At 41.3% G+C, this 17,634-nt stretch carries 17 protein-coding genes and 1 tRNA gene; 12 read left to right on the top strand and 6 right to left on the bottom strand.

Features of this window, described 5'->3' with window-relative positions; translation table 11 throughout:
• The first annotated feature begins 1 nt into the window (after position 1).
• Positions 2–1,087 carry a 23S rRNA (cytidine(2498)-2'-O)-methyltransferase RlmM gene (gene rlmM / locus AN213_RS01035; RefSeq protein WP_055022133.1) on the top strand — a complete coding sequence of 362 codons (1,086 nt, stop codon included), beginning with the start codon at positions 2–4 and terminating at the stop codon, positions 1,085–1,087.
• Between the two features lie 73 nt (positions 1,088–1,160).
• Here the strand turns inward: rlmM and cysZ are convergent, their stop codons facing one another.
• A complete protein-coding gene (gene cysZ, locus AN213_RS01030; protein ID WP_275669112.1) occupies positions 1,161–1,868 on the bottom strand; it encodes a sulfate transporter CysZ in 708 nt (235 codons plus the stop codon).
• 269 nt (positions 1,869–2,137) lie between these two features.
• Between cysZ and AN213_RS01025 the strand changes: the two genes are divergently transcribed.
• The 5 genes from AN213_RS01025 (at position 2,138) to speB (ending at position 7,651) form a co-directional block, all read left to right on the top strand.
• Positions 2,138–3,115, top strand: coding sequence for a transposase (locus AN213_RS01025; protein WP_055196888.1), 978 nt, complete (start codon positions 2,138–2,140; stop codon positions 3,113–3,115).
• A 433-nt stretch (positions 3,116–3,548) separates the two neighbouring features.
• Complete coding sequence (locus AN213_RS01020) at positions 3,549–4,010, top strand: GNAT family N-acetyltransferase (protein WP_054561803.1); 462 nt, start codon at positions 3,549–3,551, stop codon at positions 4,008–4,010.
• 73 nt (positions 4,011–4,083) lie between these two features.
• Positions 4,084–4,518, top strand: coding sequence for a hypothetical protein (locus AN213_RS01015; protein ID WP_055196887.1), 435 nt, complete (start codon positions 4,084–4,086; stop codon positions 4,516–4,518).
• A 292-nt stretch (positions 4,519–4,810) separates the two neighbouring features.
• Positions 4,811–6,724 (top strand): biosynthetic arginine decarboxylase, encoded by a 1,914-nt coding sequence (gene speA, locus AN213_RS01010; RefSeq protein WP_055196885.1) that lies wholly within the window; start codon positions 4,811–4,813, stop codon positions 6,722–6,724.
• Positions 6,725–6,727: 3 nt separating this feature from the next.
• A complete protein-coding gene (gene speB, locus AN213_RS01005) occupies positions 6,728–7,651 on the top strand; it encodes an agmatinase (protein WP_054561801.1) in 924 nt (307 codons plus the stop codon).
• 56 nt (positions 7,652–7,707) lie between these two features.
• On the opposite strand, the gene AN213_RS01000 is transcribed toward speB, so the two are convergent.
• Positions 7,708–9,294: a LysM peptidoglycan-binding domain-containing protein gene (locus AN213_RS01000; protein ID WP_055196883.1), complete on the bottom strand. Its 1,587-nt coding sequence runs from the start codon at positions 9,292–9,294 to the stop codon at positions 7,708–7,710.
• Positions 9,295–9,441: 147 nt separating this feature from the next.
• The gene (gloB, locus tag AN213_RS00995) at positions 9,442–10,215 is read right to left on the bottom strand and encodes a hydroxyacylglutathione hydrolase (RefSeq protein ID WP_055022140.1); all 774 of its coding nucleotides are present in this window, start codon (positions 10,213–10,215) and stop codon (positions 9,442–9,444) included.
• Between the two features lie 53 nt (positions 10,216–10,268).
• On the opposite strand from gloB, the gene AN213_RS00990 reads away from it, so the two are divergent.
• A complete protein-coding gene (locus tag AN213_RS00990) occupies positions 10,269–11,027 on the top strand; it encodes a class I SAM-dependent methyltransferase (RefSeq protein WP_054561798.1) in 759 nt (252 codons plus the stop codon).
• Here the strand turns inward: AN213_RS00990 and AN213_RS00985 are convergent.
• A complete protein-coding gene (locus AN213_RS00985; RefSeq protein ID WP_055196881.1) occupies positions 10,998–11,861 on the bottom strand; it encodes an MBL fold metallo-hydrolase in 864 nt (287 codons plus the stop codon). The two genes, AN213_RS00990 and AN213_RS00985, sit on opposite strands and share 30 nt — an antisense overlap.
• Before the next feature lie 90 nt (positions 11,862–11,951).
• A complete protein-coding gene (rnhA, locus tag AN213_RS00980) occupies positions 11,952–12,419 on the bottom strand; it encodes a ribonuclease HI (protein WP_054561796.1) in 468 nt (155 codons plus the stop codon).
• Between the two features lie 68 nt (positions 12,420–12,487).
• On the opposite strand from rnhA, the gene dnaQ reads away from it, so the two are divergent.
• From dnaQ to AN213_RS00955, 4 genes are all read left to right on the top strand, one after another.
• Positions 12,488–13,198: a DNA polymerase III subunit epsilon gene (gene dnaQ, locus AN213_RS00975; RefSeq protein WP_054561795.1), complete on the top strand. Its 711-nt coding sequence runs from the start codon at positions 12,488–12,490 to the stop codon at positions 13,196–13,198.
• A 9-nt stretch (positions 13,199–13,207) separates the two neighbouring features.
• The gene (locus AN213_RS00970) at positions 13,208–14,581 is read left to right on the top strand and encodes a TIGR03503 family protein (protein WP_054561794.1); all 1,374 of its coding nucleotides are present in this window, start codon (positions 13,208–13,210) and stop codon (positions 14,579–14,581) included.
• Positions 14,582–14,679: 98 nt separating this feature from the next.
• Positions 14,680–14,756 (top strand) — tRNA-Asp (locus AN213_RS00965).
• A 247-nt stretch (positions 14,757–15,003) separates the two neighbouring features.
• Complete coding sequence (locus tag AN213_RS00955; protein WP_055196878.1) at positions 15,004–15,726, top strand: helix-turn-helix domain-containing protein; 723 nt, start codon at positions 15,004–15,006, stop codon at positions 15,724–15,726.
• A 23-nt stretch (positions 15,727–15,749) separates the two neighbouring features.
• On the opposite strand, the gene AN213_RS00950 is transcribed toward AN213_RS00955, so the two are convergent.
• Positions 15,750–16,214, bottom strand: a complete 465-nt coding sequence (locus tag AN213_RS00950; RefSeq protein ID WP_054551621.1) for a sel1 repeat family protein — start codon at positions 16,212–16,214, stop codon at positions 15,750–15,752.
• A gap of 121 nt (positions 16,215–16,335) precedes the next feature.
• Between AN213_RS00950 and AN213_RS00945 the strand changes: the two genes are divergently transcribed.
• Entirely contained in the window at positions 16,336–17,628 is a 1,293-nt protein-coding gene (locus AN213_RS00945) for an NCS2 family permease (RefSeq protein ID WP_054551620.1), read from the top strand.
• Positions 17,629–17,634 lie beyond the last annotated feature (6 nt).

The raw sequence follows: 17,634 nt of genomic DNA, 5'->3' as shown, positions 1-17,634 counted from the left end.
TATGTCGAGTGTAGTTATTTATTGTCGCAGTGGTTTTGAAAATGATGCCGCTGCTGAAATTACTTTTCAGGCTGCTGAACAAGGCTTTGCTGGTTACGTAAAAACAAAACCAAATACAGGTATTGTTGTTTACGAATGTTTTGATGCAAGCCACGGTGAAGAAATTATCAAAAAAGTAGATTTCAAGAATATGGTATTTGCTCGCCAATGGTTTACTGGCACCTTAGTCGATAACATGCCACTTGAAGACCGTGTAAGTGCTATTGTTGAAGCTGCCGCTGAGTTTCCTGAATGTGGTGACCTACGTGTAGAAACGCCAGACACCAATGAAGGTAAAGAGCTTAGTAAGTTCTGCAAGAAGATTTCGACGCCACTGAAAAAATCGCTTGAAAAGCGCTCGAAGGTAACACGCGAGCTTGCCGAGAAAAAACCCGTTATGCATGTGTTATTTTTAGCAAACGACAGTGCTTATGTTGGCTACTCATACACATTTAATAATTCGCCTTTCTTTATGGGCATTCCGCGTTTACGTATGCCTAATGATGCGCCGAGCCGCTCAACATTGAAACTTGATGAAGCCTTTAACGTATTTATTCCACCCCATGAAGCTGAAGAGCGTATGCAACCTGGCATGCGAGGGGTTGATTTAGGCGCTTGCCCTGGTGGTTGGACTTATCAGCTGGTGCGCCGTGGAATGTTTGTAAGCGCAATCGATAATGGCCCTATGAATGATGACTTGATGGAAACTGGTCAGGTTAAGCACTTTAGAGTAGATGGTTTTAAATACCGCCCAGAAAAGCGCAATATTCAATGGTTAGTGTGTGACATGGTAGAAAAGCCGGCTAAAGTGACCAATCTAATGATAGATTGGGCGGTGAATGCCTACGCAAAAGAGCTTATTTTTAATCTTAAACTACCGATGAAAAAACGTTTTGATAGCGTTTACGAGTGTTTAAAAATGATTAAAGAAGAGCTTGAAAAGTATGGTGTAAGTTACGAATTACAAGCCAAGCATTTATATCATGACCGTGAAGAAGTCACCGTACATTTAAATGTAACCAAGGTGCCACAGAGCCTTTACAGTTAACCTTAATTTGAAATTAAAAAGGCCAATAGCTCACACTATTGGCCTTTTTATTAGGTATCAGAAAACCTAAATTTTAACGGTATTTACTACGATAATTATCGACCCATAAACGAGTACCGCCGCACACTGCAACAGGCATGACAATAAGGTTTATGAATGGAATTGCAGTTAAAATCATTACCGCTAATCCAAAACCATAAGAAAGTGTTTGCTTTTGCTTTAAGTCATTTTTCATTTCGTTAAAGCTAATTTTATGGTTATCGAATGCGTAGTCTTCGTATTGCACCGCATACATCCAACAGGTGAATAACACCCATAAAACTTGCCCGATCACAGGTAAAATCCACAACAAAATAAAAAAGCCAATAGCACGTGGTAGGTAATAGCACAGTTTTGTCCATTCTCGGCCGAGCATACGTGGCACATCTTTCATTGTATCGAAAAGGCTGTCGTCATTAATTTTTTGCCCTGTTAAGTAAAGCTCAACTTTTTCACTGAGTAGGCCGTTAAATGGGGCTGCTATAAAATTAGTGATTACCGTAAAGAGCATGCTGTAACTAAATAAAATCACCAGCACGGCAATCGGCCACATTAGCCATTCGAGCCAGCTAAGCCATTCGGGTAATAACGAGTTCATGTAAGCAAAGCCATCGGTAAGCCAGCCATATAAAAAAAACAGCGAACTACCAAAAAGCAGGATATTGATTGTTAAAGGAATAAGTACAAAACGTTTCAACCCCTTTTGGCTAATTAACTTAAAGCCAGAAAAGAAGTATTCCATACCTTGAGTGAACTGCACGAGAAAACCTCATCTTTTTTCTTGTTGTTTGCAGTATATGGTTTTAACGATATTTGAACAGCTTTTTTCCGTAACAAAGTGTTTAACTCTTTACGTGGACAGTCATTTTAAGCCCAGTACTTAGTTGAAATCTAGAGGAACAAATTTAAATGGACAGTCACTACATTTAAGTGCTCTTGCAGCATAAAAATTTTTGTCTACACTTTAGTTACAGCTAATGCATTTCAAATTATCAGTTCAAGGAGTGGACGATGGCTTTAGCAAGGAAGCGGCAAATCTGTTTGTCGAACACCAAATATTATCATTGTGTATCCCGTTGTGTTAGGCGTGCCTACCTTTGCGGGGAAGACGTACTCACAGGTAAATCATATGAACATCGCAGATGGTGGGTTGAAGAGCGCCTGCTTGCTCTTGCAAAGGTATTTTGTATTGATGTATGTGCTTATGCGGTGATGAGCAATCATACTCATATTGTGCTTTATGTTGATGATAAAAAAGCAAATAGGCTAACCGATAAGGCCATCCTTTTACGCTGGTTTAAGCTCAGTAAAATGACCCCGTTAGGCCAAAAGTTTCTCTATGGTGAGCCGTTAAGTGACGGCCAACAAGTCTTCTTAAATAAAGAGGTTGCAGAATATAGATCGCGTCTTTCGAGCATTAGTTGGTTCATGAGGATGCTTAATGAATATATTGCCAGGCGTGCAAATAAAGAAGACGAGTGTACGGGTCACTTTTGGGAAGGACGCTTTAAGAGCCAAGCATTGCTTGATGAATCAGCGCTTTTAGCATGTATGGCCTATGTTGACTTAAACCCTGTTCGTGCTAAAGCTGCGAGCACGCCGGAGCAATCGGACTATACCAGTTTTAAAAAGCGATGCCAGAGCATGAAGGAGTCAAAGCAACCTAAAGTACTAGCTCGTTTTATTGGTGGTATGAGTAAGTATAAATCAAAGGGAATACCCTTTGAGTTAAAGTCATACCTGCTACTGGTAGAGCAAACTGGGCGTTGTATTTGTACTAATAAGCCCGGATTTATAGAACATCATTTACCTCCTATTCTTGAAAGGCTGAATTTCGAATCGGAAAAATGGTTAACACTAACAACCCACTTTGAAAACTTATTTCATGGAGCTGTAGGTCGAGTAGGTGCAATTGAAAATTATTGTAGTAAAACTGCTCGCAGGCGACGAAGTAACTGTACTAATAGTCGATTATTGTTTGCTAGCTAATTTCTATGTGATTTTTGTAAGAAGGATTTAAGTTCACTGCTTTAGTATGTCTAGAGGTTCTCATACATATTGAAATAGGTCCCAAAATTTAAGAATAAATCAGTACTTTCTAAATAAGTGGTTCTGCGAAGTCATTTTCAACTGAAACTAAGATGAATTTCATTTCAACTCTAAGGCTTTTATTTTTAAGTGACTGTCTTGTTAAAATTTGTCAGCAGAAAGCATTAATCCTAAATAGGGTGGTGTAGGTTGGACTTTAATTTTTATCAACTGGGCGTTTTTTCAGTTACATACCGTTGAACTAAGCGATAGTATGACGGTCTGAACAGTACCTATAAAAATGAATATTGAAAACAACAGTAGAGGATCAGACTAATATCCGATATTATTGTTAACATAATTAACAAAACCGACATATAAAAATGGGAGTTTTATGCAGTTAGTCGATTTAAATCCACATGATCCTGAAGTAGTAAACGTGTTTTCTGATATAGACCGACTCATAAACTCATTATACCCCGTTGCTACAGCCCAATCTTTAAGCCTTGAAGAGCTAGCTGAGCCTAATGTTTATGCTATAGGCTTAAAAAATGAAGATGGTATCGTTGCATGTGGCGCAATCGTGATGCAAGAAGGCAACCCTCCATACGGTGAAATCCGCCGTCTATATGTAAAGCCCAGCTACCGTGGTAAAGGGCTATCACGTCGAATTATGCAAATATTACTGCATCACGCCGGTGAGCAGCAAATTCCACTAATTCGATTAGAAACAGGTCCTAAGCAAACAGAATCTATTAGCCTATACGAAAACTTAGGTTTCAATCGTTGTGGTCCGTTTGGTAACTACAGTGAAAATCCACAAAGTTTATTTATGGAGCTAGGGCTTAACCAATAATTTAAGTGTTAAGCCATGTTTTAGTGAGGTCACCTTAATTTATAAATACTCCTTAAAAATCTTATGTTTTACTATGATTTTATTGATAGCTTCTTGCGGTGATAAACCGAAGCTATCTAATTTTACTAAAAATAAGCAGCCAGACCTTACTATTGGTGTCACTCAGTTCTATTTAAACTCATGTCATTCCCTCACTAGTGTCTTCAATCATAATGGCACTATAAAAACAAAAGTAATTCTTACACTTCCTACTCGTCCTTTAAGTGTTTGCAATAATAAGCAATCACAGCTGAATTTTGACGGTACTCATCTTACTGTAAAAATTTGCCGCACTGCTTTTGGCGCAGGTGGCTGTGGTGTTGAAAAATATCGCACAACAGATTTCGAAAACTGGCAAGAGTATATTGGTATTACGTGGCATGGCAATGAGCAATATGAAGCGTGGAGGCAACTAGGGTCAAACTCTTCAAAAGCTGATGACATCACAAAAGTAGTGCCTGTCCATTGAAATGAAGATGGATTTCACAAACACATATTTTCTAACATATATTTTTGCAGTGACTGTCCTTTTAAAAATTGCTCATTTGCCATATTGAGTGCCTGTCCATCTAAAGGAATTTTAAAATCTAACAACCACATTAAACCCTAATAAAATTGGGGGGTTATCGATTAGTTTTTCACATCAAAAATCACTCGTTACGAGTAAAAATTCTTGTTGGACTTGAATCACTATTTTTCATTTAATGCGCGGCAACAACCCTTGCCGATTTCGGCACTACTAAAATAAAAGAGAAAGATAGATGAAAGAGACAACATCACTAGAACAAGCTCGTACGAGTTACAATGTTCGTCATTGGAGCCAAGGTTTCTTTGGTATTAATGATCAAGGTGATGTGTATGTTGCGCCAAAGGCCCATGCCCCAGAGCAAACCATTGCACTAATCGATATCGCACAGCAGTTACAAGATAAAGGCTTAAGCTTGCCTGCGTTAGTTCGTTTTCCACAAATTTTACATCATCGTGTACATAGCTTATGTCAGGCATTTAACACGGCGATTGAAAACTATGGTTACCCAAAAGACTATTTGCTTGTTTACCCAATTAAAGTAAACCAACAGCGTGAAGTTGTTGAAGAAATTGTTGCAAGCCAAGCTGATATTGAAAAGAAACAATTGGGCCTAGAAGCGGGCAGTAAGCCTGAGCTATTAACTGTATTAGCGATGGCTGAAAAAACCAGTGCGGTAATTGTATGTAATGGCTACAAAGACCAAGAATACATTCGTTTAGCATTGATTGGCGAAAAGCTAGGCCACAAGGTTTACATTGTTCTTGAAAAACTGTCTGAGCTAGACATGGTGCTTAGCCAAGCAAAAGAGTTAAACGTAAAGCCACGCATTGGTATTCGCGTACGTTTAGCATCGCAAGGTAAGGGCAAATGGCAAGCAAGTGGTGGCGAAAAATCAAAATTTGGTTTGTCGGCATCGCAAGTACTCAGTGTGGTTAATCGCCTTAAAGCATCTAATCAACTTGATCTGATCCAACTTGTACACTTTCACTTAGGCTCGCAAATGGCAAACATCCGCGATGTTCGTTTAGGTGTGAGTGAAGCTGCGCGTTTTTACTGTGAGTTACGCAAGTTAGGTGCACAAATTGATTGCTTAGATGTGGGTGGCGGTTTAGCGGTAGATTATGACGGTACTCGTAGCCAGTCACATAACTCAATGAACTACAGCCTAAGTGAATACGCTAATAACATCGTATACACCATTGGTGATACCTGTAAGTTATATGAGCAGCCAATGCCGCGCATTATTTCTGAATCAGGTCGTGCGTTAACAGCGCACCATGCTGTGTTGATTTCGAATGTTATTGGTACCGAAAGCTATGTACCAGAAGACATTCAAGCCCCAGCCGCTGATGCACCACTATTATTAAAAAACATGTGGACATCATGGCAACAGTTAAGTGATGACAATGACGACCGTGCATTAATCGAAATTTATCACGATAGCCAAGGTGATTTAGCCGAAGCACATAATCAATTTGCACTTGGTTTGTTAGATTTAACAGAGCGAGCATGGGCGGAGCAAGTTAACTTACGTGTATGTTATGAACTTAACAAACATATGGATAACAAAAACCGTTTTCATCGCCCGATAATAGATGAATTAAATGCGCGTTTAGCAGATAAGTTTTTTGTGAACTTTTCATTGTTCCAGTCATTACCGGATGCATGGGGTATTGACCAAGTGTTTCCTGTTCTACCGCTAAGTGGTTTAACAGAAGCACCACAAAAACGCGCCGTGTTACTTGATATTACCTGCGATTCAGACGGTGCTATGGAGCACTATGTTGACGGTCAAGGTATTGAAAGTACATTGCCTGTGCCAGCTTTTAGCGAAGAAAAACCTTACTTAATGGGCTTTTTCTTAGTGGGTGCTTATCAGGAGATTTTAGGTGATATGCACAACTTATTTGGCGACACACACAGTGCAATTATAAAAATGGATGAGCAAGGTCAGGCGCAAATCACTGAAGTTAACGAAGGTGATACCGTAGCAGACATGATGCTTTACGTACATTTAGATGTAGAAAGCTTCCAGCAATCTTACGCCCAGCTGGTGGCAGCTAAATTGCCAGAAACTGAGCAGCAAAGCGTATTAGATGAGCTGCAAACTGGCTTAAACGGTTACACTTATTTAGAAGAGTTATAAGCAATGTCGACATTGTTTGACCACACAGATCATTCATTGTACTCAAACGGCATGACGTTTTTACGTCAGCCGATGGTGCAAAACATCACAGCAATCGATGCCGATGTAGTGGTGTTAGGTTTACCCTTTGATTTGGCGACCTCAGGTCGCCCTGGTGCACGTTTAGGACCTGACGCAATTCGTCGTGCCTCAGTGCACCTCGCATGGGAAGAAACCAAGTACCCGTGGGCGTTTCCGTTGTTTGAGCGTTTAAAATTAGCTGATGCGGGGGATTTTACTTACCCAGTAGGCGACCCAGAATATTTTACCGCGCAGTTAGAATTAGCCGCTGAGCAAATTCTTCGCCAAGGTAAAACATTATTAGGTTTAGGTGGCGACCACTTTGTGACTTTGCCGCTACTGCGTGCCCATGCAAAACAACACGGTAAAATGGCATTAGTGCATTTTGATGCCCACACAGATACTTACAGCAATGGCTCTCGCTATGATCACGGCACTATGTTTTATCATGCGCCGATGGAAGGGCTTATTGATGTTGATCACAGTATTCAAATTGGTATTCGTACTGATTTTGATCAAAGCAAACATGAGTTTGCGGTGATAGACGCAATGGCAGCCAATGATTTGCCAGCGCAAGATATCGCAGAGCAAATCAAAGCGCGCATCGGTGACTTACCTGTGTACTTAACCTTTGATATTGACTGCCTTGATCCCGCATTCGCTCCAGGGACAGGCACGCCAGTATGTGGTGGCTTAACCAGCGATAAAGTACTCAAAGTACTTCGTGCATTGAAAGGCATTAATATGGTCGGTATGGATGTGGTTGAAGTGTCGCCATCCTATGACCAAAGTGAATTAACGGCGATTGCCGCAGCGACCATTGCCAATGAGTTATTACACTTATGGGCTTTGAAGCATAAATACTAAATGAGAGAGACAAAGAGCGCCATTAGGCGCTCTTTTTTTGATATTTGATGAAGCAATTAAGCGCTTCGAACATCAACCTTTAATTTAAGCTTTTGCCCAGGTTGAATGTATTTTTGCCCAGCTAATGAGTTCCATTTAATAATATCTTCTACAGACACATTAAACTTAGCAGCAATGCGCGCTAACGAGTCACCACGACGAACTTTATAGGTAATGGTGCGCTCTTTGATTTGTGTAGCAGCAAGTTGTGATTTTTCTTGCTTATACACAGTTAGCTTTTGACCAACACGCAGTACAGCGTCTTTTTTCAGCTTATTCCATGTTGCAAGTTCAGCTATGGTCACATCGTACTCACGGCTGATATCCCACAGAGTATCGCCACTGGCGACTTTATGGCTAAGTTTTTTACGTGTTGCTTTATTAGCAGCCATACGTACTGATTTTGGTAAATGCTGGCTATTAATCTCACCATCGCTTAGTGGCACAAGCAATTGCTGACCAACACGAATAGTATTCGATGAAAGCTTATTCAGTGTTTTAATCGCGTTTGTGCTTGTCGAAAACTTCTTCGCAATCACAGATAAACTGTCACCGCGTGCAACAATATATTGCTGCCAGCGTAGGCGGTCTTTTTGCTCTGTTTTAGCTAACTTGTCAGTAAACGCTTCAACTTTATCAGACGGTAATAATAAAAAGTGCGGCCCATTTGGATCCGTCGCCCAGCGATTGAAGCCAGGGTTTAAACGATAAAGCTCTGTTAAGCTAATACCTGCCATGTCAGCGGCAAGTGCTAAGTCAATTTGACTCCCTACATTAACAGCTTCAACGACTTGAGCATTAATAATTGGTTGCCATTTAACACCAAATTCGTCACTGCGTTTTACTAGATCAGACAGCGCTAACAGCTTAGGTACGTAGGCAGTGGTCTCTCTTGGTAAATCAAGTGACCAAAAATCCGTTGGTAAATGCTTTTTACGGTTCTTTTTAATGGCACGCAGTAAACGACCTTCACCTGAGTTATAGGCTGCAATGGCATTTAGCCAATCGCCTTCTAAGGTTTTGTGTAAATATGATAAGTAATCTAGCGCTGCACGGGTCGATTGTACAATGTCACGGCGACCGTCATACCACCAGTTTTGTTTTAAATCGAAACGCTCACCAGTCTGTGGCATAAATTGCCAGATGCCAGAAGCACTGCGATGTGAATAACCAAATGGGTCAAACGCACTTTCTACAATAGGTAAAAGCGCGATTTCGATTGGCATTTGACGCTTTTCGACTTCTTCTACAATAAAGTATAGGTAAGGCTCAGCGCGTTTAGAGATACGATCTAAATAGGCCTGATGACGTGCATAATAGTTACGCTCAGCAACAACTGGGCGGTTTTGTGGCACATCAATCGAAAGCTGATAACGAATACGCTCCCATACATCATCAAATACAGGAGGCGGCTCATCAATATCGGTTAATTGTTGATATTGAGCGTTAATCATCAATGCATCATTGATATCGCTCGGACTTGCGCCGTCTAATTGTTGCTCAACATTATTGTTTGCAACATCTGTACTTGCTGAATCAGAAGCTGTTAATTGGCAGCCACTTAAAATCAACGCAAGTGATAAAACTAAAGGAGACTTATACATATATACCCATACATCAGGTAAAAAAACTCGGCGAATATTACCTGCTCTGAGAACATATTGCCACTTTATGACCAGTTTATGTCAGCTTATTATTGCAAGATGCTGATCTAAATATACAAAATTGTAACTACCGGTGTTTACGTTTTTTTAAAAGTTATCTTTCCAGGCTCTGAGACCTGCAAAGCGTTGCCAAGGTTCATTCAGATCCAAATTAATTTTTAGCTCATCAGGAAGCTCATCAGTGATTGTTGCTATATTGCTACGTAAAAATGGATTTATTTGTTTTTCCACGCCTAACTGGGTTGGCAAGCTTATTTCGTCTTTGGCACGCAGCGCATCAACTTCATCACTGTAGCTGAGTAAGTACTCATTGTTTGGTTCTACAGCTTTTGCGAAAGCTAAGTTGGCTTGCGTGTATTCATGGGTGCAGTAAATTTTACACTCATCTGGCAGGGCTCTTAGTTTACATAACGAGTGCCACATTTGTTCTGCGCTGCCTTCAAATAATCGTCCGCAGCCAGCACTAAATAAGGTGTCGCCAGTAAAACTTAATTCGTCATTAATGTAACAAACATGGTCTAGGGTATGACCAGGTGTCGCAAGCACGGTAAAGGTGTAATCATAAACAGTGACTTTATCCGCTTCTGATACGCAATGAGTAATACCTTTAAAAGGGCTATGTCTTGGCCCATAAACCGGAATATCACGAAATTCCTTAACCAGTGCAGCCACGCCATCGGTATGGTCATAATGGTGGTGAGTAATCAAAATACCGCTAAGTGTTAAGTTATGCTCGCTCAGATAGTTTAAAACAGGCTCTGCTTGACCTGGGTCGACGACCCAGGCTGTTTGCTCAGCTTCATTGCTGATGCACCAAATGTAATTATCAGAAAAGGCTTTAATTGCTTTAACTTGCACCATGTTTAATTGCTCTATAAAGTGACAGTTAACACACAGTATAACGAGCTCAGAAAATGAAACCAGCCCTTAGTTTTCAAGAAGGTCCTAAGCCATACTCTTGGCAGCAGTTCCCTCATGGCGACTATTTACGTGCTGAAATTGAACGTAAGCTAACGCCATGGTTGCCACGCATGTTTGGCTATCACATGCTCAAACTTGGTAATTTAAGTGGCGAGCTGGCAACCAGTGAAAGTCCTATTAAGCATCAAGTTTGTGTAGCAGAGCAGGGGTTATTTACCGGTGTTATTGCTGATGTAGACGAGCTGCCTTTTTATGAGCACAGTGTTGATGCTTGTATATTATCGCATTGCTTAGAATATCATTCTGATCCACACCACATCTTACGTGAAGCACATCGTACTTTAATTCCCGGTGGCTATCTGGTGATCACGGGCTTTAACCCGTTTAGCTTGTGTGGCTTGGCGCAGCTTTTACCTTTTAGTCGCCAAAAGTTACCTTGGACAGGGCGCTTTTTTACGCCATCACGAGTAAAAGACTGGTTGAATCTATTAGGCTTTGAGATTATTTCCGACGAGCGATTTATCCATTCATCGCTTGCAAGAGGCAACCGTTTGTCGCGTTTTGCTGCGTGGCGCAGTTTTGGTCAACAATATTTAAAGCCAATGGGCAGTGTTTATATGCTGGTGGCTCGAAAACGTGTGGCCCCGCTTACACCAATTAAACCTAAATGGCATGCAAGGCCGCAATTTTCGCCGGTAAAAGGAGCAGGGCTCAGGCAAACATCAAAGCAGCACTGTGAGCGGGATAGCTAAATAGTGTTGTTGCGTGTCTGTTTTACTTGGGTACTGGCCTGCACGAATATTTAATTGAATAGAAGGGTGCAACAGCTTTGGTACAGCCAAGGTTGCATCACGGCCTTCCCGAGTCGCAATAAAGCTTTGTTTATCCCCTTTTAAATGAATGTTTTGCTCACGCTGTTCTTTCACAGTGGTTTTGTTCGCAAGAGGGCGGCCATCTGGTTGATAGTCATGACACATCCAAAGTACGGTATCGTCAGGAAAAGCTAAAATTCGCTGTAGTGAGTCATATAACTCACCGGCACTGCCTCCTGGGAAATCACAGCGGGCTGTGCCACTGTCTGGCATAAAGAAGGTGTCGCCAACAAATACATTGCCATTAATGTGAAAACACACGCTGTCAGGTGTATGGCCCGGTGTGGCAATCACATCTACTGTGTAATCACCTAACTGAAATTGTGCTTTATCAGCAAATAAAGCATCAAAAGGTTCACCATTACATGGCATATCAAGATTATAAAGTTGGCTAAAGTGTTGTTGCACTTGTGTGATCCCTTCACCCGTGCCGAGTTTACAAGGGTGTGTGTCTTGTAATTGCTGCTTTATGTAACTTGCTGCAGTGATATGGTCAGCATGGGCATGAGTTTCAAGGAGCCATTGTAGTGTCAACTGCTCAGTCTTTATATAGTTAATGATCTCATTGGCGGTGGTAAAACTTAATTTGCCACTTGGCATATCAAAATCAGCTGGCGCATCAATTAGCAAGCACTGTTTAGTGCTTTCGCAACTGACTAAGTAACAGAGAGTGGCGCTTTGTTGATGAAAAAAAGAGTGAATGCGCAGAGCCATAATGAATCCTTTATATTTCGTTATAGCCAAATCTTATAACATATAACAAAAATATAAAACGACCTGCGCCAAGTTTATTTCAAGGTACTTTTAATTACCGTCGTAACCTGTGTCTTCAAGTAATTGATCGCTGCCAGCTGCTTCGCGGGCTAGATCGTCAACAATCTCATTGTATTTATTGCCGCTATGGCCTTTTACCCAACGCCACTCTACCTCGTGTTGTTGGCAGGCAGCATCGAGTCGTTTCCATAAATCGACATTCTTAACTGGTTTTTTAGCAGCGGTTTTCCAGCCGCGCTTTTTCCAATTTTCAACCCATGACTCAATGCCTTGTTTCACATATTGGCTATCGGTCGTCAGAATGACGTGACAAGAGCGGGTGAGGGTTTCTAGTGCAACGATAGCTGCGAGCATTTCCATCCGATTATTTGTTGTTAGGGTGTAGCCTTGACTTAACTGCTTTTCGTGGCCGTTGTATCGCATCACGATGCCATACCCTCCAGGCCCTGGATTTCCTAAACATGATCCATCGGTGTAAATCTCTACGGTTTTCTGCACTGTTTTACCTTGATATTGTGTACAATAAAGTGAATATAGAAAGATACCAGAGTCAGGCTTAAGACGATATGGCACATAGACAAATAGTTTTAGATACAGAAACCACGGGTATTGACCCAAAGCAAGGCCACCGCATTATTGAAATCGGTTGTGTTGAACTTGTAAATCGCCGTCTTACTGGCAACAACTTTCATGTGTATATCAATCCACAACGTGAAATAGAAGAAGAAGCAATAGACGTTCACGGTATCACCAATGAATTTTTGCGTGATAAACCCCTGTACCACCAAATTGCCCATGAGTTTTTAGAGTATATTCGTGGCGCTGAGCTTGTTATTCATAACGCAGCGTTCGATATCGGCCACATGGATAATGAGTTTGCATTGTTAAATCAAGGTTTTCCGAATACGGCCGATGTATGTACTGTACTTGATACTTTAAAAATGGCGCGTGACTTGCACCCAGGTCAAAAGAATAACCTTGATGCACTTTGCCGTCGTTACGATATTGATAACTCAAAGCGTACGTTACACGGCGCTTTACTGGATTCTGAGATCTTAGCCGATGTTTACTTGTCGATGACGGGTGGGCAAGTAAAGCTGAATCTTAATCAAAATAAAGATGAAGGCTCAACTCAACAAGCTGGTGGTATTCGCCGACTAAGTGCTGATAGAGCACCGCTTGTGGTACTAAGAGCAACAGAACAAGAGCACGCCGCTCACGAAGAGCGTTTAGACTTGGTTGCAAAGGGTGGCCAATGCCTATGGCGTGCAGAATAAGGTAATAAAATGAGAAAACAACTACTAGCAGGATTAGTGTGTTTAATTCCCTTAGCGGGATTTGCCAACGAGCAAGATAAAATAACCCCATTAGAACGTGATGGGGTGCAAAATGAAATTCCCCTGCTAGAGAACCGTTTTCGTATTGACCATAAAGTCGATAAAGTAACCTTACTCTTCTTTCGTAAACGCGGTGCTCCTGCCGTTGTGTTAGTACGCCCTGACGGCACTAAGTATTACGCTACTGATTCTGTAAACAATGATGACCTCGACTGGCATGATGAACTGAGCTACGACCTGATCACCATTAGCAACCCCATGCCTGGTCCTTGGCAAGTGGTCGGCAGTATCTTGCCAGATAGCCGTATTATGGTGCTGGGTGAAATAGAGCTTAATGTTGATCCACTCCCGCCCATGCTGTTTCGTGGCGAAACAGTAAAGCTGACTGGCCGCGTATTAAATGATGGTGAACCAATAGAAGTTGGCCAGTTTCGCGATGTGATAAGTTTGCACGTTGATTTTGTCAGCACTAATAATAGTGATTACGCAAACTTTGGTGCGGGCACGCAAAGTGTTACCGATTTTAGAGATGATGGCCGTGGCTTTGATGAGCGTCCGCTTGATGGTGTGTTTACCGGTGAGTTTAAACTGGTCTTTCCGGCAGGAGAGTGGCAACCAGAGCTATATATAGAAACGCCTATACTAAAGCGTACCGTGGTGCAAAAACCAATAGTCGTGCATGAGCCGCCTTTTGATTATGAAGTAGCACTTGCTGAGCAAGATGAAGATGACCACATTTTAACGATCTCGTTAAATCCTGAAATCGTTAAACCAGAAACTGTACTTATTCAAGGAAAAATATATTACCCCAATAATGAAGAGCAAATGTTCTCTTTAGATGCTGATAAATCGCAAACACGAGAGCTTGCAATTAAAAATTATGATTGGGGACGATACAGTGTTGAGCTCTCTGTATTTGGTAGCAACATAAATGACCGTGAATTTATGGCGACGTTACCTACTTATAAATTTGAAATTGAGCGACCAATTGAAGCTGTACCAGAAATTGTTCGCCCTGAAATCGATTTAGAAGCGCAAGCAGAGCAACAACGAATTCTTGAAGAAGAACAAAAAGCGTCCACCATGCTCATGGTGACCTTAATTGTTGTTGGAAATTTAACCGTCCTTTTATTAGGTTGGCTGGCAATTAGAATTTTTGTTCAGAAGAAACCGCTGAAATTTAAAATTTCTTTACCGTTTTTAAAGAAAAAAAATCAAACCGAAAATGATGAGCAAGCAACGAATGAAAATGAAGTTGGCAAAAATGGCTCAAAAAATGATAAATCAGGTGAAATTTTAAACCTTTCGATGTCAGATGACTAAAAAACCTGTAAAAATACAAAAAACCCCTTGACGAACCAGAGGGTGATTCGTATTATTCACGCCGCTGTCAGGGGAGACTCAGTCAGCAACGAAAATGTGGAGTGGTAGTTCAGTTGGTTAGAATACCGGCCTGTCACGCCGGGGGTCGCGGGTTCGAGTCCCGTCCACTCCGCCAATTTTCGACAATTTGTAAGTATGCGCTGGAGTGGTAGTTCAGTTGGTTAGAATACCGGCCTGTCACGCCGGGGGTCGCGGATTCGAGTCCCGTCCNATCTCGTATCTCGTATCTCGTATCTCGTATCTCGTATCTCGTATCTTTCATCCTATCTTGCTAATATTCTTCATTATTCCTATTTATTCAGCTTTTTATATCTGCATGAATAGCAAAGAATGGCGGCTCCACAACAAAAAGGAAATGCGTTATGAGTACATTCGGAACACAACTAAAACACTATCGCAGTGAGCTAAAACTAAGCCAACCAGAATTTGCAGAGCAAGTTGGAATAGAACAAAGTTACCTTTCAAAACTTGAGAACGATAAATCAGTGCCTTCGAATGACACATTTCGTTCAATATTAACGGCGCTCAATCTAACAATTTGCGACTTTATGGAGCCATTAAAACATTCTGTAGATAAAACTCGGTTGATTAATGTGCCTGACATTGAAGCTTGGTATAAGCAACAAAGTAATAAGCAATTCATTAAACAGCGTTCACTCGTCTATATTGCCATACTGTTAAGTGCGCTAGGCTGTGCCATGTTTTATTTAGGGCATCAAGAAAAGCTATTCAATACAAAGTTCTATGAGTACAAATCATATGGTGTAGTGAAAGATAGTGAACCAGATGGCATTTTTCATGATTGGCGTACGCTACTCGTAGAACAAAGCCGCGAGAAAATAGATGCAAAACGTCGAGAAATGATCAGCAGGCATGATTTTAAGTTTATTATCTCAGCGGACTATAAAGGTATTTCGTTTGTAGAATCTGACGATCAAGGCAGGCGTTTATATAGCCTTACTTCAAAAACACCTATTATCAAGCCCCATAAAGGCCATGTATGGCTTGAGTTTATAGGTATCTTATTGTTTGTAGTTGGTGCAGGTCTCATCATATTTGAGAGTAAACTGACAAGACAGCATTAATGAGTTGTAGAACCTGACGCGTGTTAGCTTGCGTCAGGATCTCGAGGAATTAAATGTGCAAATTGCTGCTGGTGGATTTGTTCATATAGGGTAGCTGCATAGCTTTGCGCATCATGTAATCTGCGCGTACTGATGTGTTTTCTAAGATCATCAAGTGCAGCCGTTGCAGGTTCATAACCTTGGCTACTTGCCAGGCTTAACCACACCGCGCCATGAAAAACACTGTGCGGTACACCTTGCCCTTTGATGAAAAACAGCCCCATATAAAATTGCGCCCTATGGTTACCTGCCATAGCTGCTAAGCGCATCCATTTGGCAGCAAGGGGAGGCTGTTCATTTTTTAAATAATACAAAGCTTTGTTTAGTACGTTTTCAACAGATTGAGTACTTTTATTTGGCGCCGACCCTTTATCGGGTTGGGTAATAAAGGCAAGTACATTATCAAGCTGTTGCTCTAAATCTAAGCCTACTGGCGAATTATCAGACATAGTTTAGTTATTTTCTTGAAATAAAAGACCTTATTAGTTTAGAACATTGCAAGGTAAAATGTCCTCTTATTGAGATAAAATATGATAAAATTAGCCAATTAATCTCAACTTAAAGTTCAACATGTTCGAAAGACTTTTCAAAATCACTGAAAACAACACTTCTGTGCGCCGCGAGACTATTGCAGGCATCACAACATTCATTACCATGGTTTACATTGTATTTGTTAACCCTGCCATGCTTGCAGAAGCGGGAATGGATCAAGGTGCGGCATTCGTAGCAACCTGTATTGCTGCTGCAATTGGCTGTTTTATCATGGGTTTATGGGCAAACTACCCATTAGCACTGGCTCCGGGTATGGGCTTAAACGCCTTCTTCACTTATGGTGTTGTTTTGGGCATGGGCTACACTTGGCAAGCTGCATTAGGTGCAGTTTTTATGTCTGGCTGTATCTTCTTATTCTTAAGCCTATTTAAGGTGAGAGAGTGGATCATTGATGCTATTCCTCTGGTGTTAAAACGTGCCATTGCCACAGGTATCGGTGCTTTCTTAGCCCTTATTGCACTGAAAAACGCCGGTATTATCGTAGCAAGCCCTGCAACCTTAGTGCAGTTAGGCGATATCACAGCCCCAGGCCCACTACTTGCGATTTTTAGCTTCTTTGTTATTGCAGCACTGTTATACCGCGATATGAAAAGCGGCGTACTTATCAGTATTTTATTAGTAACCGCAATTGCGCTTGGTTTAGACCTTGTGGAGTATCAAGGAATTATTTCAATGCCGCCTTCAATTGCACCAACCTTTATGCAATTGGATTTTGCAGCAGCATTCGAAATCTCAATGCTAACAGTGGTTTTTGCGTTCTTATTTGTTGATTTGTTTGATACTTCAGGCACTTTAGTTGCTGTAACGCAAAAAGCAGGTATTGCTGATGAACAAGGTAAAATGCCTCGTTTAGGTCGCGCACTAAGTGCCGACAGTACAGCTACTATTGCAGGCTCAATGCTTGGTACGTCAACAACAACGTCTTACATTGAATCAGTTGCAGGTGTGTCTGTGGGCGGCCGTACAGGTCTAACTGCTGTGGTTGTAGGCATTTGTTTCTTGTTAATGATGTTCTTTGCGCCACTTGCTGGCATGATCCCAGCTTATGCAACGGCAGGTGCAATTTTATATGTTGCTGTGTTAATGATGCAAAACTTAAAGCTGGTAAATTGGGATGATATGACAGATGCCATTCCAGTGAGTGTGGTATTATTGATGACGCCGTTAACTTTCTCGATTGCGCACGGTATCGCCCTTGGTTTTATCTCGTATACTGCCGTGAAGTTGGTATGTGGTAAAAAAGATGAAATCAGTATTAGTGTGTGGGTATTAACAGCGCTGTTTATTGTTAAGTTTGCGTTTTTATCTTAACTTGCA

The sequence above is a fragment of the Pseudoalteromonas sp. P1-8 genome (assembly GCF_001399985.1).
Classification (GTDB): domain Bacteria; phylum Pseudomonadota; class Gammaproteobacteria; order Enterobacterales; family Alteromonadaceae; genus Pseudoalteromonas.
The sequence above is the reverse complement of the archived record's forward strand: the minus strand, read 5'-3'. Positions and strand labels throughout refer to the sequence as shown.